This is a genomic window from Leclercia sp. AS011 (assembly GCF_037152535.1).
Classification (GTDB): Bacteria; Pseudomonadota; Gammaproteobacteria; order Enterobacterales; family Enterobacteriaceae; genus Enterobacter.
On the sequence record NZ_JBBCMA010000001.1, the window covers coordinates 1,450,701 to 1,472,032 of the forward strand.

Annotated in this window: 24 protein-coding genes and 1 pseudogene; 23 read left to right on the plus strand and 2 right to left on the minus strand. The window is 50.0% G+C overall.

From position 1 onward, the window contains the following. Positions 1–88: 88 nt before the first annotated feature. The 13 genes from WFO70_RS06730 to WFO70_RS06790 all read left to right on the plus strand — a co-directional run bounded on the left by WFO70_RS06730 (position 89) and on the right by WFO70_RS06790 (position 10,908). The gene (locus WFO70_RS06730) at positions 89–397 is read left to right on the plus strand and encodes a cytochrome (protein WP_337015296.1); all 309 of its coding nucleotides are present in this window, start codon (positions 89–91) and stop codon (positions 395–397) included. Between the two features lie 50 nt (positions 398–447). Next, positions 448–801: a hypothetical protein gene (locus tag WFO70_RS06735; protein ID WP_337015297.1), complete on the plus strand. Its 354-nt coding sequence runs from the start codon at positions 448–450 to the stop codon at positions 799–801. Continuing rightward, positions 788–2,971 (plus strand): hypothetical protein, encoded by a 2,184-nt coding sequence (locus WFO70_RS06740; RefSeq protein WP_337015298.1) that lies wholly within the window; start codon positions 788–790, stop codon positions 2,969–2,971. Before WFO70_RS06735 ends, WFO70_RS06740 begins: the two co-directional genes overlap by 14 nt. A 51-nt stretch (positions 2,972–3,022) precedes the next feature. Then, positions 3,023–3,592 (plus strand): hypothetical protein, encoded by a 570-nt coding sequence (locus WFO70_RS06745; protein WP_337015299.1) that lies wholly within the window; start codon positions 3,023–3,025, stop codon positions 3,590–3,592. Next, positions 3,592–4,248, plus strand: coding sequence for a hypothetical protein (locus WFO70_RS06750; RefSeq protein ID WP_337015300.1), 657 nt, complete (start codon positions 3,592–3,594; stop codon positions 4,246–4,248). The genes WFO70_RS06745 and WFO70_RS06750 overlap by 1 nt, the downstream gene beginning before the upstream one ends. Then, positions 4,227–4,661 carry a DUF6950 family protein gene (locus WFO70_RS06755; protein ID WP_337015301.1) on the plus strand — a complete coding sequence of 145 codons (435 nt, stop codon included), beginning with the start codon at positions 4,227–4,229 and terminating at the stop codon, positions 4,659–4,661. The genes WFO70_RS06750 and WFO70_RS06755 overlap by 22 nt, the downstream gene beginning before the upstream one ends. Continuing rightward, positions 4,661–8,092 carry a fibronectin type III domain-containing protein gene (locus WFO70_RS06760; RefSeq protein ID WP_337015303.1) on the plus strand — a complete coding sequence of 1,144 codons (3,432 nt, stop codon included), beginning with the start codon at positions 4,661–4,663 and terminating at the stop codon, positions 8,090–8,092. The genes WFO70_RS06755 and WFO70_RS06760 overlap by 1 nt, the downstream gene beginning before the upstream one ends. Position 8,093: 1 nt before the next feature. Beyond that, positions 8,094–8,366, plus strand: a complete 273-nt coding sequence (locus tag WFO70_RS06765) for a hypothetical protein (protein ID WP_337015304.1) — start codon at positions 8,094–8,096, stop codon at positions 8,364–8,366. After that, on the plus strand, positions 8,366–8,998 hold the full coding sequence (locus tag WFO70_RS06770; RefSeq protein WP_337015306.1) for a hypothetical protein: 633 nt from the start codon (positions 8,366–8,368) through the stop codon (positions 8,996–8,998). The genes WFO70_RS06765 and WFO70_RS06770 overlap by 1 nt, the downstream gene beginning before the upstream one ends. A 48-nt stretch (positions 8,999–9,046) precedes the next feature. Beyond that, the gene (locus tag WFO70_RS06775) at positions 9,047–9,352 is read left to right on the plus strand and encodes a hypothetical protein (protein WP_337015308.1); all 306 of its coding nucleotides are present in this window, start codon (positions 9,047–9,049) and stop codon (positions 9,350–9,352) included. A 135-nt stretch (positions 9,353–9,487) separates the two neighbouring features. Continuing rightward, on the plus strand, positions 9,488–10,048 hold the full coding sequence (locus tag WFO70_RS06780; RefSeq protein ID WP_337015309.1) for a hypothetical protein: 561 nt from the start codon (positions 9,488–9,490) through the stop codon (positions 10,046–10,048). Continuing rightward, on the plus strand, positions 10,045–10,362 hold the full coding sequence (locus WFO70_RS06785) for a hypothetical protein (RefSeq protein WP_337015311.1): 318 nt from the start codon (positions 10,045–10,047) through the stop codon (positions 10,360–10,362). Before WFO70_RS06780 ends, WFO70_RS06785 begins: the two co-directional genes overlap by 4 nt. A 180-nt stretch (positions 10,363–10,542) precedes the next feature. Beyond that, positions 10,543–10,908 carry a M15 family metallopeptidase gene (locus WFO70_RS06790; RefSeq protein WP_337015313.1) on the plus strand — a complete coding sequence of 122 codons (366 nt, stop codon included), beginning with the start codon at positions 10,543–10,545 and terminating at the stop codon, positions 10,906–10,908. Positions 10,909–11,017: 109 nt separating this feature from the next. Here the strand turns inward: WFO70_RS06790 and WFO70_RS06795 are convergent, their stop codons facing one another. Next, positions 11,018–11,656, minus strand: coding sequence for a hypothetical protein (locus WFO70_RS06795; RefSeq protein ID WP_337015315.1), 639 nt, complete (start codon positions 11,654–11,656; stop codon positions 11,018–11,020). A 158-nt stretch (positions 11,657–11,814) separates the two neighbouring features. On the opposite strand from WFO70_RS06795, the pseudogene WFO70_RS06800 reads away from it, so the two are divergent. The 3 genes and pseudogenes from WFO70_RS06800 to add form a co-directional block, all read left to right on the plus strand. Continuing rightward, positions 11,815–12,282 (plus strand): annotated as a pseudogene (locus tag WFO70_RS06800) (glucose PTS transporter subunit EIIB); the annotation flags it as partial. A gap of 49 nt (positions 12,283–12,331) precedes the next feature. After that, positions 12,332–13,504 carry a MalY/PatB family protein gene (locus WFO70_RS06805; RefSeq protein ID WP_337015317.1) on the plus strand — a complete coding sequence of 391 codons (1,173 nt, stop codon included), beginning with the start codon at positions 12,332–12,334 and terminating at the stop codon, positions 13,502–13,504. A gap of 96 nt (positions 13,505–13,600) precedes the next feature. Then, positions 13,601–14,602 carry an adenosine deaminase gene (add, locus tag WFO70_RS06810; protein ID WP_337015319.1) on the plus strand — a complete coding sequence of 334 codons (1,002 nt, stop codon included), beginning with the start codon at positions 13,601–13,603 and terminating at the stop codon, positions 14,600–14,602. 30 nt (positions 14,603–14,632) lie between these two features. Here the strand turns inward: add and WFO70_RS06815 are convergent, their stop codons facing one another. Beyond that, on the minus strand, positions 14,633–15,673 hold the full coding sequence (locus tag WFO70_RS06815) for an oxidoreductase (RefSeq protein ID WP_337015321.1): 1,041 nt from the start codon (positions 15,671–15,673) through the stop codon (positions 14,633–14,635). 245 nt (positions 15,674–15,918) lie between these two features. Between WFO70_RS06815 and blr the strand changes: the two genes are divergently transcribed. The 7 genes from blr (at position 15,919) to rsxD (ending at position 21,322) form a co-directional block, all read left to right on the plus strand. Continuing rightward, a complete protein-coding gene (gene blr / locus WFO70_RS06820) occupies positions 15,919–16,077 on the plus strand; it encodes a division septum protein Blr (RefSeq protein WP_337016633.1) in 159 nt (52 codons plus the stop codon). Between the two features lie 201 nt (positions 16,078–16,278). Next, complete coding sequence (ydgT, locus tag WFO70_RS06825; protein WP_032617854.1) at positions 16,279–16,494, plus strand: transcription modulator YdgT; 216 nt, start codon at positions 16,279–16,281, stop codon at positions 16,492–16,494. A gap of 84 nt (positions 16,495–16,578) precedes the next feature. Then, a complete protein-coding gene (locus tag WFO70_RS06830; RefSeq protein WP_337015323.1) occupies positions 16,579–17,019 on the plus strand; it encodes a DUF2569 domain-containing protein in 441 nt (146 codons plus the stop codon). 76 nt (positions 17,020–17,095) lie between these two features. Beyond that, positions 17,096–17,677, plus strand: coding sequence for an electron transport complex subunit RsxA (rsxA, locus tag WFO70_RS06835; RefSeq protein ID WP_142489255.1), 582 nt, complete (start codon positions 17,096–17,098; stop codon positions 17,675–17,677). Next, positions 17,677–18,255 (plus strand): electron transport complex subunit RsxB, encoded by a 579-nt coding sequence (gene rsxB, locus WFO70_RS06840; protein WP_337015325.1) that lies wholly within the window; start codon positions 17,677–17,679, stop codon positions 18,253–18,255. The genes rsxA and rsxB overlap by 1 nt, the downstream gene beginning before the upstream one ends. Continuing rightward, a complete protein-coding gene (gene rsxC / locus WFO70_RS06845) occupies positions 18,248–20,269 on the plus strand; it encodes an electron transport complex subunit RsxC (protein WP_337015327.1) in 2,022 nt (673 codons plus the stop codon). Before rsxB ends, rsxC begins: the two co-directional genes overlap by 8 nt. Further along, entirely contained in the window at positions 20,270–21,322 is a 1,053-nt protein-coding gene (gene rsxD, locus WFO70_RS06850; protein WP_337015329.1) for an electron transport complex subunit RsxD, read from the plus strand. The last annotated feature ends 10 nt before the right edge of the window (positions 21,323–21,332 follow it).

Genomic DNA, 21,332 nt, shown 5'->3' on the forward strand with positions numbered 1-21,332 from the left:
CTGGTAATACCGAATAATTCAAGCCCCTGTTACGGGGCTTTTTTATTTCATAAATACAACAATAAATCCCAACTACAAAGGCTTTAACATGAAAGATATCTTTAAAGATTTGATCGCACCCCGCCACGCTTTAAAAATTAGTTTTCCAAGCGGCGACGTTACTGTATACGCACGACCTATGACCGTATCCGAATACAGCGAACACATCAACAACCCTGATAAACAAGACCGTGATGAATTGTCTATTCTTCGTTGTATCGTGGATGAAAACGGCGTACCCGTGTTCGATTCAGTTGACGAAGTAAAGAAAATCTATACGAACGTCCGTAAACAGATGATTGGTTTGATCAGCCTAACCTCTTTCACTCTGGATCCGGTTGAATTCGAAAAAAAGTAAGAAATAACCCGGCGTTAACTTTTATGTATCGCCAACAGCTACGAAAAGGAATGAGTATTCAGGAATCGTTAGCGTTGCCTATTACTACCTTCAACGAACTGATGGTATTTGATGAATACATAGAACCACAAGGGCCGATTATTGATGATGTCAGACATGCTATTACCCAGGCGAATATTTGCCGTAATAGTCCAAATATGAAAATTGAAGGCATCAAGAAAATAAAGGCTAGTGATCATCGCATGATCAAAGACAAAGTTTTCAAATCTCAGGAAGAAATGAAAAAACAAGCCGAGATAAGACGACAAAACCAGCTTAACGCTATTATGTCAAAACTTCCCCCAGATCAAGCGGCCAGGGTTAAACAAAAAATAAAAACAGGGGTTAATAATGGCAGCAAATAACGACAACAGACACGGTATTATCATTGATGGTGATATTACCGGGTTAGCAACAGCAACAGAACGCGCGGAACGTATATTAGATGGCCTCAGTAATCAGGCTATGTCCGTAAACGGTATTTTAGGCACTATCGGCAATCAGTTACGTGGCGGTGGCGGTATCAATCCGGCAATGCTGGCATTAGGCGCTGCTGCTGGCGTAGCTGCTTCTGGTATCGGTCTGGTAATGAAATCCGCAGAAACCGCTAACAAGCTGGATCAGCTCGCTCAGGGTTCACAAATGAACGTTGAGTACCTGCAACAGTTAGGTCATGCGTTTGGTGAAATGGGTATGACCGTTGAACAGTTCGGCGGTATGAACCGAGACGCATTAAAGAACCTGGGGCAAGCTGTTGCCACGGGTGGCGGTCTAGCCGATGACCTCAAGAAGTACGGGCAAGACCTGAAAGACTATACGCAGTTCTTAGGCGCTTCTAACGGCGGTGTTAAAGCCGCGATCCATTTGTTCTATCAGTTACGTGATGCTGGCGCTTCAATGGCTGAAATCACATCAGCTATGGAAAAAATGAGCGGCGGATCCTCTCAGATGATCGGACGACTCCAGGAACAGCAATCCGAACAGGAAGCACTGAATTCAATCCAGGATCAGAACGTCGATATCACAGAAGATGCAATAGCCGCGTATCGTCGGTTCTCTTCTCAGATGGGTGATTTCCAGCAAAAAACCGAAGGTGCATTAGCGAACGGGTTAGCCCCTTTCGTTACCAAGATTTCCGATCTGTATGATTGGTTCGAGAAGGATTGGAAACAAACCAGCCTGTACACGATGCTTTCGGATATCGAAGGCAAGATTGAAACATCTACCGGGTTCGGTGCTGGTGCTTTCCGTTCGTCTGGAATGGGTAATGAGCAACGTAACAACCTGGGCAAATCAGCGGAACAGGTTGCTGATGAAAAGTTTAAAAAGGATCTTGAAGCCGCTAAAAAACGCGCCGAAGAAACCTATAAACAACAGCAAAAGAACATCGCTGAACTACAACGGATCAAAGAAGAGGAAGCCCGTGCTAACGCCATCATTGCCGAACGTGAACGGGAAAAGGCAGCACAGGAAGCCGAGAAAGCGCGTAAGCAGGCAGAAGCCGAAGCTAAACGTTTAGCCGCAGAAGCCGAAAGGAACCGTAAAGAGCAAGCCCGGTTAGAAAAAGAAAAAGCCGCCGAAGCCGAACGTATTCGTAAAGAAAACGTTGATATGCTCAACCGGATCACTATTGAAGGTTACGCACAAGAAGCGGCTGCTATGTCTTCCCAGACTAGTAAACTCGCTAACAACTTTAATGATTTGGAAACTCTGTTAAACCGCCAAGTAATAACAGAAGATGAATATCATAAAAAACGTTCTGCACTTATCGAAGCTAATAAAGATAATTTTGCTAAATCTATTCTGGGTGCTTCATTAGAAGATTTTCAGACTATTGAAGAAGCCAGCAAAGAAGTATATGAACGTGACCTGCAAAACTTACAGACTCAATATGATCAGAAACTTGTTCAGTTTGAAGAATTCCAGGCGCGTAAAAAAGCTATTGAGGAAGCGTATTCCGGCAGATCCGAACAATTAGACAAAGAACGGACGAAGGTACAGCAACGTTCAATGTTGGATCAGCTTGATAGTTACCAGCAAATGACCGCCGGGATGTCAGCGGCGTTAGCTGCTTTCGGTGGCGAAAACTCCAAAGCCGCTCAAGCTGCGTTTGCTATGGAAAAGGGTTTAGCTATCAGCAAGGCCACAATCGACGCATACACCGCTTTCACCGATGGTATGTCTACGGGCGGGGTTGCTGGTTACGCGCTCGCAGCGGCTAAAATGGGCGCTGTATTCCAACAGATAGCAAGTATCAAAGCGGTTAAAGGTCAGTTCCACTCAGGGATCGATAACGTACCGTCTACTGGTACTTACCTGTTAGAAGCTGGTGAACGTGTCGTAGATAAACGACTGAACCAGGATCTTAAAGATTATATGTCCGGGAACGATTCAGGCGGTTCTATCACCGTTCATGCTCCACTAACCGTACAAGGTAACGTAAGGGCATCACGGGAAGAATGGTTAGAAATGCTCAAGATGTATAAAGAACACGTTAAATCAGCGGTTCAGGACGCACAACGGCGCAGTATGTAACCCGATTAAGCCCCGATAAATATAGTTATTAACTATTATCGGGGCTTTTTTATGGCTATTGATTTATTTTCACATCCAGATTTAAAAGTAGGCGTAACCATAAAAGATGTTGCGCCGTTTTTTAATAACAGATACGTGAGTGGCAATATCACCCGTCGATCAACTGGCGTACAGTATTTCGAATTAGACGCTAACGTTAGTTTTGAAGCAGAAAAACATTATCTTTTTGATCAATGGATGGCTGTTTATCGTTTCGGAAAACCGTTCACCTTCCCTTTATCCAAAACTATTAACTATCAGTATCGTGGAAATAAGACCGCTTTATGTCAGGTTTCTATTGCGGCCATTGCTGGACAACGGGGAGTAAAGGCGACTGTAGATCTTGAACCGGGTACACGTTTTACTTTCGCTAATCACGCGAAGGTTTACACCGTTGAAGCATGGGATGCTTCAACAGGAACATTGAACATCTTCCCTAATCTCAGAACGGCGGTTCCATCTGGAACAATTATTAACTACCGAAACCCGGTTATGTCTTTAATCGTTACCAACGGCACCATTGAAAGCCAGCTTGATCAAATCGTGACAATGAAAGTAACAGCAAGCGAGGCGATTATCTGATGGCAGATTTCAGCACAGTATTAAACTCATTAACTCAACACCCTGACTTTTTGAAAGTCTATAACGACCGTAACGGAACCAACCTTACCAAGTTAAAACAATCCCAACTGTTCACCGTGGGCGACCGATTCCAGCTAGTTACAATTACTTTTGCTGATGGATCCGGGGAACTGCGTTTATGCGACGGCTTTTATGATATTTCATTCAACAGTAAGACTTATCTGGCTGTTGGTGATTTCATCGATATTAAAAACCCTACCAGAACCAAAGACATCAATAACAACGGTATGTCAATTCGAGTATCAAACGTTAGACCTGAATACATTACGCTGATTCAGGCGGGTAAATTTGATCGGGCAATTGTTAACGTTGAACTGGTCTTTACTAATCCACAATCCGGGGTAATTGAAGCGAACTATGGAACGTTCAGGGGTGAAATAGACTCCGCAATAGTTACGCTCGATTATTCGAATAAAGAAGCCGTAACTAACGAAACCGAATTCGTACTAAATAGTTTCTGGGCGGTATTAGAAAAAAACGGACGATCTCACGCATCCGACGGGGTTCACCGTTCTCACGTAGGAAATGAAAACGATACATTTTTTGCGAAGATTGGCAAATGGAACTCTGAACAATGGAAGATGAAAAAGAAATGACAGACGAACAAAGAACAACTATTACAGATTTTATCAACAGTGTTTACGGGAAACCTGTTGTTTTTGGTGAACGGGATTGTAATTTAACCGTTATGTTCATTATTGACGTAATGACAGGTTCCAATTACTACAGCACCATGAAAGGCACATACACCACTATTGAAGAAGGGATCGCGAAAGCAAAAGATCTTATCGGTATGACCCCTTCCGCTTTCATGAAAAAACATTTTAATAAAACAGATTCGTTAGAAGATGGCGTTATTACCTCTTCGATTAAAAAGAATAAAACAACTAACGTCTACCATACTGGCGTTTATTTCTCCGGGGTAATTTTGGTTGCAGACGAAAACAATATTTTCACAACGGTGCATCCAATCGATACCGAGTACCAGGACTTATGGAGGGTTAAATAATGCCTGCTGTTGCTTTAGTCGCAGCGATTGCTGCGGCATCCACTTCTGCGGCGTTGATCGCTGCTAGTGTTGCGGTTACTACCGCGTTGATGGTTGGTGTTGCTGTAGCGGCATCGATGGCGATTATGACCCTTGCTATGCAACCATCCATCCCGAAATACCAGGTTCCTGATCAGGCATCGACCCTATCAACCACGTCCGACCCTAAAGCGGTTTTACCCGTGTGTTACGGTAGTACCCGAACAGGTACAATCCTGGCTTATAAGGACGTGGATAAATCCCGGCATTATCTGGTTCAGATTTTTGCAGTTGCCGAAGGTGAAATTGATTGTTTCAAACAGATCTACATGGATAACAAGCCTGTTCTGTATGACGGTCAGGAAATCCGAGACGGCATTTTAGCCAAAAACCAAATCAAAGATATCTACCAGAAAAACCTACAGATCGAAGTTTCAACAGGTAAAAAAGACGGCAGATTTTTAGCCCTTGCGAATAAGTACCTTCCCGAAAAATGGAAACAGGACGGTTTATTAGCTCCCCTGGGTAAAGGCGTTGCCACCATGTGTATTGTGATGTTCAAGAATCAGGACGGCATGAACAACGGTGTGGATATCCTTCAGGAGAACTCACAGGTATCTGTAGACATTAACGGCTTACTGATTACGGATCTGACCGATGGGGTTCGTAAATGCTCGCACAATGGACCTTCTCAATTATTCCATTATCTGACCCAGAGTAAGTACGGGCAGAAAGTACAACCGGATCAGCTCGATTTAGATTCGTTCAAAGCAGCAGCGCGAAATGCTCAATTTTCCAGTGACGGTTCTACGGATCCGAACGCTACTGTTAAGCAAAACATCATCAACCTTTGTGCTAGTTTTGCGGGTGTTACGTTTGAATCTTTCGGGAAACTGACCTGTCAGATTGATCAGGCAGACATCATCAGTCAATCGTTCGATGAATCCAGTATTGAAGGTTCAACTATCCGTTTCGAAACAGGCGGCAGTGATGGCTATTTTAATACGTTAAACGTTCAGTATTTCGATCCTGAAATGTCGTATTCGCCTAACATTTTGCGCTACCCTTCTCAACCGGAAAAAGACCCAACGATCATTAAAGACGGTCGAGAAATCACGAAAGATATCACTTATCATTTCGTAAAAAATACTCAGGCGCTTGATGCACTGGCATCAGTCGAACGTAATAAATGTAAACTGCGTAAAAAACTTAGTTTCTCTACACTCGAAGCTTTCGGTTTAAAAGTCTGGTCGGTGATCAAAGTTAATTTCAGCGAACTGAAACTTACAGATTCTTTATGGCGAGTAATGAGTATTACCCCTAATTTTGAATCTGGGATGATCGGAATGGTAACTATCGACTGTGTTGAATACGATAGCCGCGTTTATACCGATAAAGATTTTGCAGCAAAACCAGATTACACCGGAACTACTATTAGTTCGGATATCTATACCCCGTTCAACCTTAAAGCAATTTCTGTTGATGAAAATGTTTACGGTCGAAATGTATTAGTAACCTGGGATTGTACAGACGACTTTAACCGTTATTCGTTCTGCTTACAGTACAAACCAAGTGATCAGGACAAATGGATCGACGGCGCTATTATTCTCAAAAAGGAATATCTGTTAACCGGGCTTAATAAGAATACAAAATATGATTTCCGTGTTTGTGCTGCTGGTATCTGGTATCAATCCCCGTGGGTAGTTATCAGTAATATGGATATCGATTTTCAATACGGGTTGCCTAAACCATCGGTTCGCTTACGCAACGCTAAAACCCCGAACGGGAACGAAACCTTGTTCCAGGATTTCCATATTGAATGGGATGATCAGACAACGGCAGAAGTCACTATAAACGGTCAGAAACGGCTCTTTGGTGATTTGTTTGATCGGTATGATGTCCGGGTTACTCATAAGAACGGCAAAACGGTAACGTATCCTGTTAAAGACCTTCACTGGATTTATACACTTTCGATGAACCAACAGAACGGTCTAAGTCGAAATGTTGAATTCGGTGTAACTGCTGTGGGATACAACGGAATCAAATCAGAAGAGGCTGTACTAAGTTGCTTTAACGCGCAGGTTCCCGGCTTGAACGGATTCACGGCTAACCCTGGTTTTGGTACGATTTTTACAACCTGGATTGACCCAGATCGTAACCTAGTACCAGATTTCGCAGGCGTAGTTATTCAGGTTGCTGATCAGAACGACGCTGGATTTAAAAACCCGAAATCATTCGTTAGCCCGAACGCCTTTGAAATCCATTCGGTTCCGTTAAAAGACGGTAGTTATTATGTGCGTATCGGTGGTTTTGATGTTTTCGGTGAAGATAATATTATTTTTACGAATGGTGTTTACGTCACCCTTACGTCAATCAACTGGACGGACGCAGATCAGGCCGCACTGGATCAGGTGTTGAACATGGAAGGTCGTTTAGACGCTGCTGTAGAAGCTGCTTTTGAACGCTCCAAAGACGCGCTACAGCAAGAGATCGCGAACGTACAGGTAAACATTGCGAACAACACCAACAACGCAATTAAGGTAAGCGAGAACTCGCTTAAACAAATCATTTCGGCAGGTGATAAGACCGTTACAGATCTGGTCACTAAAACCCGTAATGAAATCACCCTTGATACTGCAACCAAACTAGCCGCACAGGTCACTAAACTCGAAAACACTATTACTTCTGCTTCCGGTGCTTCTGCAATCAGTATGCAGCAAGTAAAAGCCGAACTACAAACCAACATTGATAAAACTAATAATTCTATCGCTTCTTTGGGTAATACAGTTTCGGGTAACAAAGCTGACGCTGAAAAGAAAATCGCCACGGTAACGCAGGAAGCAAAAGCCGAGGTTGATAATCTGAAAGGATCATTAATGGCAAGCTTTACGTTTAAAGCTACCGCTGACGGCATTTTCGCGGGTATCTCTGCTGTTGCTGATACCTCAACTGGTAAAGGTTCGATGTACATCACCGCTGATGATTTCATGATTATCACGTCTAAATCTGCGGGTACGCAAAACGCTGTTATTCCTTTTGCGGTTCAGAACGGTAGGGTTTACATCAATAGCGCAATGATTGCTAACGCAAGTATTGGATCTGCGCAAATCAACAACGCCGCTATTGGTTCTGCACATATCCAGGATGGCTCTATTTCCGCTGCTAAAATTGGATCTGCTCAAATCAACAATGCTCACATTGCTAACGGTTCAATTAACCGGGCGAAAATTACCAGTTGGTTAGCGTCTGATAACTACGTTTATAACTCTTCTGGTATGGCATTAGATTTTGCTGGCGGTGCAATTTACATCAACGGCAATACACCGGGTGAAGGCAGAATGGAGATAAATAATAACCAGATTAACGTATATGATAACTACGGGCGGTTACGTGTCCGTTTAGGAAGGTTATAAAATGGCTTATGGTGCGCAGGTACTAACGGCAGATGGTAAAGGTTGGATCGATGTGATCCAACCAACTTATGTATTAGATATGCATTACGGGTTATCGGGTTCCGGCTCGTTAGCCTACTCTTTCGATACGAATTTATTCTATCTGAAAGTGGTGGTATTAAATTACACGGTTGAACGCAAACAAAACCCGCCAACTATTACAGTAAACAACAACGTGATTAACTATAGTTTGCCGTCCTCATGTACTTTTTTAGTAATGATGGAGGCGCGTTAATGGCTTACGGAATTGGTTTATACAATACGAACGGAAAAGTATTTGCTTCACCTGATACCCCTTGTATGCATTTTTCGCATAAGGTTCCGTTTAGTGTGTCCGGGGCAACAACGAATCACCTTGTTAGCCTGGGGTTGTCTGTTAATTCGCGGGTTGTTGCTTACTGTCGGACAGATCGCGGGGTATCCGTTTACGGTGGGATAACCAACGTTAACGGGATATGGCATCAATCAATTACAGCTCAAGCTGCTGTGAACGGTACGTTGTACGTTTTTACTAACGATGTTCCGCCGAGTGATTCCAAGTACGGGCTTGAAATGTATGGTGCAGACGGTAGGAGAACGTATTCTACCGCTTGCAGGCCGCTGGCTAACCTTACTGGTTCGCTCTCCCGTAACGGAACGATCATCTATACACGTTCCCCCGCTGTTATCCCTGTTCCTTGCGAATACTGGGTACAGAAAATTCAACAAGGGCAAAACGTACAACTTTGGGTAGGCGCTCCGGTTGCGTATGGTGATCACGTTCAGTTTATTGCCAGGGGATCCGCGATCATGCCTTCTGAAACAGGTTTCGGTTTCCAGGTGTTCGGCGGTACTGTTAATTATATTGACACTACACATTACGATTAAATAAAGCCTGTTAAATAATAGTAACTATTAAATAAAGAGGCTTTTACCATGCTAATGTTAGAAATCGCGGTAGGCGCTGCAACTGCTGGCGCTGCTGTTATTGGTGCAATATGGCGTATTCATACCGCTGTAGTTAGAAAAACAACCGAACACGAAAAGCGTTTAAACGCTATCGAAAATAAAAACGAAATCCAAGAAATCAAAATTAGAAACATTGAATCCAATCATTCAGCAATTGATTACCGTGTTCAACGGGTTGAAGATTCGTTAAATGATATCCGGGTAACAATTGCCGAAATTTTGCAAATCCTCAAAGGGGGCAATCATGGCAAGAATTCAACACTGGATCAATAAAACAAAGCTACGTAAAGCACTAATGATTATTGCTTTACTGGCGGTTGGATACAATTTCCTTGCTTATATGTTCGGATGGTTGGTGATCCCTGAATCGTTCGTTTATTTCTTACGTGCTGTGATGGGGATCTTTTGATGTCCACTAACGCAAACGAACGCAATAAACGCGAGTTAGAGAAGACTTTAAAACGGCTAAGGCGTTTCCAGTCTGATGCTGGGGATTCGTTTCAGGATAAGCTCTATAAAGCGTGTGGGCTGGCTGCTGAACACCTTCGAAAAGAAATCGTCCGTAATATTAATTCCCCTGTTCCGTTTTCACAGAAACCGATTTACTTCGTTACTCAGAAGAAAACGAAGTTTACCAGAATCTACAAGATCGGGATTTATGATAAACAGGACATCTATTTGTCTGCTTTAATCGACAGGAGAAAGGATACAGATAAACTTGTTCCAGTCGCCCAAAAATTTAAGGATAAATACGGTAACATTAAAGGATTAAGTAGAAACGTTAAGAACGGTTCATACGTGAAAGTTGACCAACCCGGTCAGCAAATCCTTATTAACTTAAAAGCCAAAAAACGCGAGGATCGTTTAATAGCGATTCGCAGAAAATCTAAACGTAAACACGTTTTGAATTGGGATAAGTTAACAACCGATTTATTAAAAATGATAAATAGAAAAGTAGGCATCAAATGAATGATTTTGCATCCGTTCCCGCTGAACAGCTTCATCAAGTAACTTTAGACGGCATCAGCCCGGAATCTATTAATTACTCGTTTAGCTATAAAAACGTAACCAACAAAAAATTAAAGAAACTGATCGTTAACGAAAACAACGTGTTCTTTGCTTGTACTCAGGCGAAGAAACCAGTTTTCCGTTTTGCTTCTGGTCAACGTGTCCATATGGTTAATCCGTTTGAGTACGCAGGTAATGAAGTAATTTGTTTAGGCCGGATGGATTTTCTAATGAGAGGCATCCACTTACACGGCTATCTTTTTCAGTTCGCATAAATAAACGTAGCAGGGGAAATAATAAAACTTGTCCACTCAGGCAAACACAAACCCTACTTTAACCCCTGCTACACCCTCTTTAACCTCCCTCTGGTTCCGTTCCTCTGGCTGGTGATTTCTCTCCACTGGTTACGAACGTTATAGCCCCCGCAACGGGGGCTTTTTTACAGGTATACGCACATGACCAAATTCCGATTCAGTACCCGTTCCATTAACAATCTTAAAGGGATTCATCCTGATCTGGTTCGTGTGGTACATCGAGCGCTTGAGATCAGTTCAGTTGATTTCATCGTGATCGAAGGACTACGAACCCCAGAACGCCAACGCGAACTTGTTCAGCAAGGCAAATCGAAGACACTGAACAGTTACCATCTTACAGGCCACGCGGTAGACATCATTCCGGTCGGTTGTAAGTGGACACGCGCGGATTTCGTTCCGGTAGTTCAGGCGATGGAAACCGCAGCCAAAGAACTAAACGTAAAACTTGAGTGTGGTCACTGGTGGAAGTCATTCCCCGACTCTCCTCACTACCAGATCCCTCGATAACACAAAGCCCCTTTCCTTATGGTTAGGGGCTTTTTTATTTTGCTAATTGCAAATTTTACAATCAAAAATGACTAAGGTGTGTTGCACTTTGGTGGACTGCTTTCAATCATCAGAAAGGCAAGCGCATTTTATTTTTCGCTTTTCTTTCCATCCTTCGTAATGCCCCTCTAGATTTGATACGCCAGATGTGGGCTTTACTTCTGAGTAAACTCTCTTTAGGACTCCACCCATGATCTACGTCGATCTTCAGTTTTGCACGGATATCTGCTGACAATTGCACAACCGTTAAGCCAACATCAGCGTATAGTTCGCGTCTAAGTAAGATGTACTTATCCATGAACTCCACACCGAAGTTTGGATTACTGGTCATTTCACGAAGTCGCTGTTTAACTTTCAACAACTCCACATCAATCGATTGCAACCTATAGATCAATGAGGGTTCTAGGTACTTGTATTCACCTTTAACAGCGCTCATATCAAACTCAGGCGGTTGAACCTGTACTTTAATGTATTCGGGTGAATCCGGTTCCGGTCCACTTTCATCGAATCCCCTATCCCATGAAACCTCCGCACAATCCGCCGCGAACTTATCCAACAAGAACACAAGCTGAACACTGATGTATGCGCGTTCGGCATTACGTTTTTTTAGATCAAAGCAAAACTCTTTTATCGCGTTAAAAACTAGCGGTGTGCCTACAACAGCAACAGCGCCATAAAACGCAGCCTCTTCAGAAGTCAGACCGAACATTTCAAAACCCAAAGCGAACAAGATAACTGATTCTATCCGCAGGTAAGCAATTGTTGAAACGTGTTCTCACGAGCGGTTCGGAAAAGATGTGCTTCTTTGATTGAAATCATTTAGTAACATCAACTAAAAAAATCACTAAGGTTCATTGACATTAAGTGAATACCGACGGCAACGTGATTGACTTTGTGGTGTTCGGCATCCTGCACGGCCTGTCCACCAAGTGGTATCTGGTCCCGGTGGTGGCGGCGATCTGGTTCGCGGTCTACTACGGTATTTTCCGCTTCGCCATCACCCGCTTTAACCTCAAAACACCGGGTCGTGATACCGATGCGGCCACCAGCGTCGAACAGGCCGTGGCGGGGACGATCGGTAAATCCGGCTATAACACCCCGGCCATTCTGGCGGCGCTGGGCGGGGCGGATAACATTACCTCGCTGGATAACTGCATCACCCGCCTGCGCCTGTCGGTGGCAGATATGTCTAAAGTGGATACCAACGCCCTGAAGGCCAACCGCGCCATCGGCGTGGTACAGTTGAATCAGCATAATTTGCAGGTGGTCATCGGCCCGCAGGTGCAGTCAGTGAAAGACGAGCTGGCGACCCTGATGCGAACAGTAGAAGCCTGATGCCTCAGCCCCCTCGCCATGAGGGGGTTTTATTTTAAGGACCAACGTCATGTTTGATTTCTCGACCGTCGTGGATCGTCACGGCACCTGGTGCACCCAGTGGGATTACGTCGCCGACCGTTTTGGTGCGGCCGATCTGCTGCCCTTTATCATCTCGGATATGGATTTTGCCACCGCCCCCTGCATCATCGATGCCCTGCAAACCCGCATCGGCCACGGGGTGTTTGGCTACAGCCGCTGGAAAAACGACGAGTTCCTCGCCGCGGTGGCCCACTGGTTCCACCAGCGCTTTGACAGTGCCATCGATACCGGCGCCATCGTCTATGGCCCGTCGGTGATCTATATGGTGTCAGAGCTGATCCGCCAGTGGTCAGACGCTGGTGATGGCGTGGTGATCCACACCCCGGCGTACGACGCGTTTTACAATGCTATTGCCGGGAATAGCCGTCAGGTGGTCTCCGTCGGTCTGCACAACACGACGCAAGGCTGGCAGTGCGATATGGCCGCGCTGGAGGCGGTGCTGGCCCAGCCGCAGAACAAAATTTTATTACTCTGTAGCCCGCACAACCCGACCGGTAAGGTCTGGACCCGGGACGAGTTGGCGACCATGGCTGAACTCTGCTCGCGGCACGGGGTGGCGGTGATCAGCGACGAGATCCACATGGATATGGTGTGGGGCAACCATAAACATACCCCATGGTGTGACGTGGCGCAGGGCAAATGGGCGCTGCTGACCTCCGGCTCCAAGAGCTTTAATATTCCGGCTCTTACCGGGGCGTACGGTCTGATCGGCGATGAAGTCAGCCGCACGGGCTATTTGCAGGCGCTGAAGGGGCGCGACGGACTCTCCTCGCCGTCGGTGCTGGCGCTGGTGGCGCACATCGCCGCCTACCAGCAGGGCGAGGCCTGGCTGGATGCGCTGCGCGGCTATCTGGAGGCGAATTTACAGTATGTGGCCGGGAGGCTGAATGCGGCCTTCCCGGAGTTAAACTGGCAGCCGCCGGAAGCGACCTATCTGGCGTGGATCGATCTGCGCCCGCTCAACATTGATGACAAGGCGCTGCAAAAGGCGCTGATTGAGCAGCAAAAGGTGGCGATTATGCCGGGATATACCTACGGCGAAGAGGGCAACGGCTTTATCCGGCTTAACGCCGGCTGCCCGCGCAGCAAGCTGGAAAAGGGTGTGGAGCGCCTGATTGCGGGCATCAACGCTGTGCTGTAATTTATTTGCGCAACGGAATTATCCATTGCGCAAATAGCTTTTTACTCCGTTTTGTTTTTATAATGAGCCGCACTTCTACTAATAAAGAGTGCGACCATGATTGATACCACCCTCCCGTTAACTGACGTTCATCGCCACCTTGATGGCAACATCCGTGCCCAGACCATCCTTGACCTGGGTCGTCAGTATAATTTAACCCTGCCCGCACAAACCCTTGAGACACTGATCCCACACGTGCAGGTGACGGAAAACGAGCCGGATCTGGTCAGCTTCCTGAGCAAGCTGGACTGGGGGGTAAAAGTTCTCGCCTCGCTGGACGCCTGCCGTCGCGTCGCCTTTGAAAACATTGAAGATGCCGCGCGCAACGGTCTGCACTACGTAGAGCTGCGTTTCTCCCCGGGCTATATGGCGATGACCCATCAGCTGCCGGTCGCGGGTGTGGTAGAAGCCGTGATTGCTGGCGTGCGTGAAGGCTGCAAGACCTTTAACGTGGAAGCGCGTCTGATCGGCATTATGAGCCGCACCTTCGGGGAAGATGCCTGTCTGCAGGAGCTTGAGGCCCTGCTGGCGCACCGGGATAAGATCACCGCGGTGGATCTGGCGGGCGATGAGCTGGGCTTCCCGGGCAGCCTGTTCCTCTCCCACTTCAACCGCGCCCGTGATGCTGGCTGGCACATCACCGTTCATGCCGGTGAAGCAGCAGGCCCGGAGAGCATCTGGCAGGCGATCCGCGAGCTGGGTGCCGAGCGTATCGGCCATGGGGTAAAGGCGGTGGAAGATCGCGCCCTGATGGACTTCCTGGCGGAGCAGCGCATCGGGATTGAATCCTGCCTGACCTCCAACATTCAGACCAGCACCGTGGCGACCCTGGCGCAGCATCCGCTGAAGACCTTCCTGGAGCACGGGGTGATGGCCTCGCTGAACACCGACGATCCGGCGGTTCAGGGAGTAGACATTATTCACGAATATACGGTTGCCGCCTCGCTGGCTGGACTCAGCCAGGAGCAGATTCGTCAGGCGCAGATCAACGGGCTGGAGATGGCTTTCTTAACCCCTGCAGAGAAGCAGGCGTTGCGCGACAAGGTCGCACGCGGATAAGAAAAAGCCCGGCGCTGCCGGGCTTATTTTTTAAGCGAGACAGAGGGTCGCGCGATGCTTCGCGGACTCAATCCCCAGCTCGATCAGCTCCATTATCTGGATCGCCTGGCTTGCCGGAACCGGGTTTTCCCCGTCGCCGTTCAGCGCATCGCGGATCCCGGCATAATAGGCCGGATAGTTACCCGGCAGCGTCAGCCAGGTTTCTTCCACCCGCTCTTCCCCTTCAACGCGGGTCAGCACGCCGTCACGCATGTCGTAGCCCCAGTCTTCCTGCGGCAGACGTTCGCCGTTTTTCAGGCGATCTTCCTGCGGGTCGAGACCATACTTCACGTAGCTGCCGCGGGAGCCATGCACGATATAGCGCGCGGATTCCGCCGCGGCCATCATGGTGCCATGCAGCACCACTCGACGCTGCGGATAGCTCAGCACGGCGTGGAAGTAGTCGGTGGCCTGCGCGCCAGGACGCAGCTGGGCCAGATCGACGTTCAGGCTCACCGGCAGACCGAACAGGTTAACGGCCTGGTCGAGGAGATGCGGAGCCAGATCGTACCAGATGCCGCTGCCCGGGCCCGCCTGCTCACGCCAGCGGTTACGCACCTGCGGACGGAAGCGGTCAAAATGGGATTCGAAGAAGGCCACTTCCCCGAGGGCACCGTCGGCAATCAGCGCCTTCACCGTCAGGAAATCGCTGTCCCAGCGGCGGTTATGGAACACCGAGAGCAGCTTACCAAGGCTTTTCGCCAGCGCGTCCAGCTCCCGGGCCTGTGACAGTGTCACGGTAAAGGGTTTATCCACCACCACATGCTTTCCGGCTTCGAGGGCCGCTTTTGCCAGCGGGAAGTGGGTGTCGTTCGGGGTGGGGATGACGATCAAATCGATAGTGGGATCGTTAAACAGATGCTTCGGCTCAGAAACCACCGGGACCGTCGGCCAGTCGACATGCACTTTCGTGGCATCGCTGCTGGAAATTGCTGCCAGCTCCATCCCCGGGGTGCCATCAATCAGCGGAGCATGAAACGTTTTGCTCGCATAACCATAACCTATTAATCCAACACGGATTTTATCGCTCATGAAGTCGCCTCTCATCTTTTGACACGCATATTTCACACTATCTCTTCACTGCTCACAATAGATTAATCCGGGGTTTCGTGCCTAATGACAGGACAAGCAATCAGTAATTTCTGATTAACAATTATAACTCGCTGAATACAATCGCAAAACATCAATGCAAAGCGCTTGCCCCAGGGCATTCCGCGCTGTAAAATTCTTAATCTGTATTTATGGATAAAACAAAATAACGAATCATGACGACAATTATTAATCGAATTATCGAGTTAGCCGGGTGGATTGTGTTGGGCGTATCGGTGATATTGCTGGGGGTCGCCAGCCATATCGATAACTACCAGCCGCCAGAGCCGGTCAATAGCGTTACGCAAGCCAAGCCGCATGCACTGACCAAAAATAGTGACATATGATGTCAGTTGCATATTGCCAGCCGTCATGAACAGCGTTAACCTTCATCGCCAGGCGTCGACCGACGCCTGATTTCGCCAGTAAAGAATATTCTTATTTTTGCCGATGCGCGTCGGTAAATGTTTACGTCATTTATGTTCCGTTTAGTATTCGACCGAATTACTTCTTTGGTATCACTCCTTCTTATATGGAAAATTATTAATATGACCGTCCAGGACTATTTATTAAAATTTCGCAAGATTAATTCCCTCGAAAGTCTGGAAAAACTCTTTGATCATCTCAACTACAGTCTGAGCGATAACCAGGAGATTATCAGCATGTACCGCGCCGCAGATCATCGTCGCGCAGAGCTGGTCTCTGGCGGGCGTTTGTTCAACATCGGCGAAGTGCCTAAGTCCGTGTGGCGTTACGTGCTCTAAGAGGGTAGCCATTCCCCGGAAATGTTATATACTCTCGCCCCTGCTAATTTGCAGATTGCGCTTATATTAACTTCGGGAGAGAACATGACCACAACGGCTGGAGAAAAAATTGGCGGCTGGTTACTGGCTCCGCTTGCCTGGCTGCTGGTGGCTTTATTAAGCGCCTCGCTGGCTCTGGTGCTTTACTCTACGGCGTTAATTACGCCCCACGCGTTAAAAACGCTGGGCGCGCAAAATACCAGTAATATTGTCATGTGGTTTATTTCTTTCGCCTTTGCGATTGCCATGTGGTACTACACGCTCTGGCTGACCATCGCGTTTTTTAAACGCCGTCGGATGGTCCCTAAACACTATATTATCTGGCTGCTTGTCTCTGTATTACTGGCCGTTAAAGCCTTCGCGTTTTCGCCGGTCTCCGATGCGCTGGCGGTACGTCAGTTACTCTTCCCCCTGCTGGTGACCGCACTGTTTGTGCCCTACTTCAAGCGCTCGACGCGGGTGAAGAACACCTTTGTGAACCCGTAATAACCTTACAGTTAACCTGTTGTCGCCTGCCGCGGTTTGTCCGATAATAGGCGGCTTTTTTATTTCAGGCTGAATAATGACCGATTACTTACTGCTCTTCGTCGGCACGGTGCTGGTAAACAACTTCGTCCTCGTGAAGTTTCTTGGCCTGTGCCCGTTTATGGGTGTGTCCAAAAAGCTGGAAACCGCGATGGGGATGGGGCTGGCAACCACCTTCGTGATGACCCTTGCCTCGATTTGCGCCTGGTGGATTGACACCTGGATCCTGATCCCCCTCGGTCTGACCTATCTGCGCACGCTGGCCTTTATTCTGGTTATCGCGGTGGTAGTGCAGTTCACCGAAATGGTGGTGCGTAAAACCAGCCCGGCGTTATACCGTCTGCTCGGCATTTTCCTGCCGCTGATCACCACCAACTGCGCGGTGCTCGGCGTGGCGCTGCTCAACATTAACCTTGGGCACAATTTCCTGCAGTCGGCGCTGTACGGCTTTTCGGCTGCGGTCGGCTTCTCGCTGGTGATGGTGCTGTTTGCGGCGATCCGCGAACGCCTCGTTGCCGCCGATATTCCGGCACCGTTTCGCGGTAACGCCATCGCGCTGGTTACCGCCGGTCTCATGTCTCTGGCCTTTATGGGCTTTAGTGGTCTGGTGAAGTTGTAATGAATGCAATCTGGGTAGCCATCGCAGCCATCAGCGTACTGGGGCTGCTTTTTGGCATCATTCTCGGTTACGCCTCGCGCCGCTTCGCGGTGGAAGACGATCCGATCGTTGAAAAAATTGATGAGCTGCTGCCGCAGAGCCAGTGCGGGCAGTGCGGCTTTCCTGGCTGTCGCCCTTACGCCGAGGCGGTGGGCAACGGCGGAGAGAAAATTAACCGCTGTGCCCCCGGTGGCGAAGCGGTGATGCTGAAGATTGCCGCGCTGCTGAACGTAGACCCGCAGCCGGTCGATGGCGATGAGAGCGCGCAGGAGCCGGTTCGCATGCTGGCAGTGATCGATGAACCTAACTGCATCGGCTGTACCAAATGTATTCAGGCCTGCCCGGTGGATGCCATCGTCGGCGCGACGCGCGCCATGCACACCGTGATTGAGGATCTGTGTACCGGCTGTAATCTCTGCGTCGCCCCCTGCCCGACCCAGTGCATTGAGTTACGCCCGGTAGCGACAACGACCGACAGCTGGAAATGGGATCTTCAGTCCATTCCGGTGCGCAATATTCCAGTGGAACAACATGCTTAAGTTATTTTCTGCCTTCAGAAAAGAGAAGATCTGGGATTTCGACGGCGGTATTCATCCGCCGGAGATGAAAACCCAGTCCAGCGGCACGCCGCTGCGCCAGATCCCGCTGGCCAACCGTTTTGTTATCCCGCTAAAACAGCACATTGGTGCTGAGGGCGAGCTGTGCGTGAAGGTCGGGGATCGCGTGTTGCGCGGTCAGCCGCTGACCTTTGGCCGTGGCCGTATGCTGCCGGTTCATGCCCCAACCTCCGGCACCGTGACGGCGATTGCCCCCCACACGGTGGCCCACCCTTCTGCCCTCTCCGAGCTGTGCGTGGTGATTGACGCCGACGGGGAAGATCGCTGGATAGAGCGCGACGGCTGGAGCGATTTCCGCAGCCGCAGCCGGGAAGAGCTGATTACCCGTATTCATCAGTCCGGCGTCGCCGGTCTGGGCGGGGCGGGCTTCCCGACCGGCAACAAATTGCAGGGCGGTGGCGACAAGATCCAGACCCTGATTATCAACGCCGCCGAGTGCGAGCCGTACATTACCGCAGACGACCGTCTGATGCAGGACTGCGCCGCGCAGATCGTCGAAGGCATTCGCATTCTCGCCCATGTTCTGCAGCCAAAAGAGGTGCTGATCGGCATTGAAGACAACAAGCCGCAGGCCATCTCCATGCTGCGGGCGGTGCTGGCGGGCAGCCACGATATCAGCCTGCGGGTGATCCCGACTAAATATCCGTCCGGCGGCGCGAAGCAGCTGACCCAGATCTTAACCGGCAAGCAGGTCCCGCACGGCGGTCGCTCCTCCGATATCGGCGTGCTGATGCAGAACGTCGGCACCGCCTATGCGGTAAAACGCGCGGTCGTGGACGGCGAGCCGCTCACCGAGCGCGTTGTTACCCTGACCGGTGAAGCCGTTAGCCGCCCAGGCAACGTCTGGGCGCGTCTGGGTACCCCGGTACGTCATCTGCTGGACCAGGCCGGGTTCTGCCCGAGCGCGGAGCAGATGGTGATCATGGGCGGCCCGCTGATGGGCTTTACCCTGCCGTGGCTGGAAGTGCCGGTGGTAAAAATCACTAACTGTCTGCTGGCCCCGTCCGTCAGCGAGATGGGCGAAGAGCAGGAAGAGAAAGGCTGCATTCGCTGCAGCGCCTGCGCCGACGCCTGTCCGGCGGATCTGCTGCCCCAGCAGCTCTACTGGTTCAGCAAAGGGCAGATCCACGATAAAGCGCAAGCCCATAACTTGGCCGACTGCATCGAGTGCGGTGCCTGCGCCTGGGTTTGTCCGAGCAATATTCCGCTGGTGCAATACTTCCGCGTTGAGAAGGCCGAAATTTACGCCATCGCCCAGGAAGAGAAACGCGCAGCCGAGGCCAAAGCGCGCTTTGAAGCGCGCCAGCAGCGTCTGGAGCGCGAGAAAGCCGCCCGGGAAGAGCGTCATAAGAAAGCAGCGGTACAGCCTGCGGCGAAAGATCAGGACGCCATCAATGCGGCTCTGGCCCGCGTGCGCGAGAAGAAAGCCACCGTCGGGCAGGATGTGGTGATCCCGGCGGGGCAACGCCCGGATAACAGCGAAGCCATTGCGGCCCGCGAAGCACGTAAAGCCGAGGCCCGCGCCCGTCAGGGGGAAAAAGCCCAGACCAGCACCGCGCAGCCAGAGGTCGATCCGCGCAAAGCCGCGGTCGAGGCCGCCATTGCCCGGGCCAAAGCCCGCAAAGCGGCCCAGCCGGACGATATTCAGATCGAGCAGACCCCGGCCGACCCGCGCAAAGCGGCAGTCGAAGCGGCCATCGCCCGGGCAAAAGCCCGCAAAGCGGCCCAGACCGGGGAAACCCAGGCAGAACCAACACCTGTCGATCCGCGTAAAGCCGCGGTCGAAGCCGCCATCGCCCGTGCGAAGTCACGCAAGGCGGCGCAACAGGAAGAAGAACCGGCAGCCAATGACGATCCACGCAAAGCGGCAGTTGCTGCCGCTATTGCGCGCGTTCAGGCGAAGAAAGCCGCACAGCAGGCAGTTAACGAGGATTAAATGGTTTTCAGAATCGCAAGCTCCCCTTATACCCACAACCAGCGCCAGACATCGCGCATTATGATGCTGGTCTGTCTGGCCGCGCTGCCGGGCATTGCCGTTCAGGTCTGGTTCTTCGGCTGGGGTACGCTGCTGCAGATCCTTCTCGGCTGTGCGAGCGCGCTGGCGGCTGAAGCCCTGGTCCTCAAACTGCGTAAAATGGCCGTCAGCACGATCCTGGCGGATAACTCTGCCCTGCTGACCGGCCTGCTGCTGGCGATCAGTATTCCGCCCTTCGCCCCCTGGTGGATGGTGGTGCTCGGCACCGTGTTCGCGGTGATCATCGCCAAACAGCTGTATGGTGGCCTGGGGCATAACCCCTTTAACCCGGCGATGATTGGCTACGTGGTGCTGCTGATCTCCTTCCCGGTGCAGATGACCAGCTGGCTGCCGCCGCATGAGATCGCGGCGACCGTACCGGGCTTTATGGATGCTTTACAGGTTATTTTCTCCGGCCACACCGCCAGCGGCGCAGATATGAACACCCTGCGCATGGGCGTGGACGGTATCAGCCAGGCAACCCCGCTCGATACCTTTAAAACCTCCCTGCATGCCGGTCACAGCGTGGAGCAGATCCTGCAATACCCGATTTACAGCGGCGTGCTGGCGGGTGCGGGCTGGCAGTGGGTGAACCTGGCGTATCTGGCCGGGGGGGCGTTTATGCTGTGGCAGAAAGCGATCCGCTGGCATATCCCGGTGAGCTTCCTGGTGACTCTGGCGGTCTGTTCCGGTCTGGGCTGGATTTTCTCGCCGGAATCGCTGGCCTCGCCGCAAATCCATCTGCTGTCCGGCGCGACCATGCTGGGGGCGTTCTTTATTCTGACCGATCCGGTAACCGCCTCCACCACCAACCGGGGACGCCTGATTTTCGGCGCGCTGGCCGGTCTGCTGGTGTGGCTGATCCGCAGCTTTGGCGGCTATCCGGACGGCGTGGCCTTTGCGGTTCTGCTGGCAAACATCACCGTACCGTTAATTGATTACTACACGCGTCCGCGCGTGTACGGCCATCGCTAAGGGACTCGCC

What these genes read in the sequence shown, in the direction of transcription:
- WFO70_RS06730 (WP_337015296.1), top strand. Translation starts at nt 89, where the DNA reads ATGAAAGATATCTTTAAAGATTTGATCGCACCCCGCCACGCTTTAAAA.
- WFO70_RS06735 (WP_337015297.1), top strand. Translation starts at nt 448, where the DNA reads ATGAGTATTCAGGAATCGTTAGCGTTGCCTATTACTACCTTCAACGAA.
- WFO70_RS06740 (WP_337015298.1), top strand. Translation starts at nt 788, where the DNA reads ATGGCAGCAAATAACGACAACAGACACGGTATTATCATTGATGGTGAT.
- WFO70_RS06745 (WP_337015299.1), top strand. Translation starts at nt 3,023, where the DNA reads ATGGCTATTGATTTATTTTCACATCCAGATTTAAAAGTAGGCGTAACC.
- WFO70_RS06750 (WP_337015300.1), top strand. Translation starts at nt 3,592, where the DNA reads ATGGCAGATTTCAGCACAGTATTAAACTCATTAACTCAACACCCTGAC.
- WFO70_RS06755 (WP_337015301.1), top strand. Translation starts at nt 4,227, where the DNA reads ATGGAAGATGAAAAAGAAATGACAGACGAACAAAGAACAACTATTACA.
- WFO70_RS06760 (WP_337015303.1), top strand. Translation starts at nt 4,661, where the DNA reads ATGCCTGCTGTTGCTTTAGTCGCAGCGATTGCTGCGGCATCCACTTCT.
- WFO70_RS06765 (WP_337015304.1), top strand. Translation starts at nt 8,094, where the DNA reads ATGGCTTATGGTGCGCAGGTACTAACGGCAGATGGTAAAGGTTGGATC.
- WFO70_RS06770 (WP_337015306.1), top strand. Translation starts at nt 8,366, where the DNA reads ATGGCTTACGGAATTGGTTTATACAATACGAACGGAAAAGTATTTGCT.
- WFO70_RS06775 (WP_337015308.1), top strand. Translation starts at nt 9,047, where the DNA reads ATGCTAATGTTAGAAATCGCGGTAGGCGCTGCAACTGCTGGCGCTGCT.
- WFO70_RS06780 (WP_337015309.1), top strand. Translation starts at nt 9,488, where the DNA reads ATGTCCACTAACGCAAACGAACGCAATAAACGCGAGTTAGAGAAGACT.
- WFO70_RS06785 (WP_337015311.1), top strand. Translation starts at nt 10,045, where the DNA reads ATGAATGATTTTGCATCCGTTCCCGCTGAACAGCTTCATCAAGTAACT.
- WFO70_RS06790 (WP_337015313.1), top strand. Translation starts at nt 10,543, where the DNA reads ATGACCAAATTCCGATTCAGTACCCGTTCCATTAACAATCTTAAAGGG.
- WFO70_RS06795 (WP_337015315.1), bottom strand. Translation starts at nt 11,656, where the DNA reads ATGTTCGGTCTGACTTCTGAAGAGGCTGCGTTTTATGGCGCTGTTGCT.
- WFO70_RS06805 (WP_337015317.1), top strand. Translation starts at nt 12,332, where the DNA reads ATGTTTGATTTCTCGACCGTCGTGGATCGTCACGGCACCTGGTGCACC.
- add (WP_337015319.1), top strand. Translation starts at nt 13,601, where the DNA reads ATGATTGATACCACCCTCCCGTTAACTGACGTTCATCGCCACCTTGAT.
- WFO70_RS06815 (WP_337015321.1), bottom strand. Translation starts at nt 15,673, where the DNA reads ATGAGCGATAAAATCCGTGTTGGATTAATAGGTTATGGTTATGCGAGC.
- ydgT (WP_032617854.1), top strand. Translation starts at nt 16,279, where the DNA reads ATGACCGTCCAGGACTATTTATTAAAATTTCGCAAGATTAATTCCCTC.
- WFO70_RS06830 (WP_337015323.1), top strand. Translation starts at nt 16,579, where the DNA reads ATGACCACAACGGCTGGAGAAAAAATTGGCGGCTGGTTACTGGCTCCG.
- rsxA (WP_142489255.1), top strand. Translation starts at nt 17,096, where the DNA reads ATGACCGATTACTTACTGCTCTTCGTCGGCACGGTGCTGGTAAACAAC.
- rsxB (WP_337015325.1), top strand. Translation starts at nt 17,677, where the DNA reads ATGAATGCAATCTGGGTAGCCATCGCAGCCATCAGCGTACTGGGGCTG.
- rsxC (WP_337015327.1), top strand. Translation starts at nt 18,248, where the DNA reads ATGCTTAAGTTATTTTCTGCCTTCAGAAAAGAGAAGATCTGGGATTTC.
- rsxD (WP_337015329.1), top strand. Translation starts at nt 20,270, where the DNA reads ATGGTTTTCAGAATCGCAAGCTCCCCTTATACCCACAACCAGCGCCAG.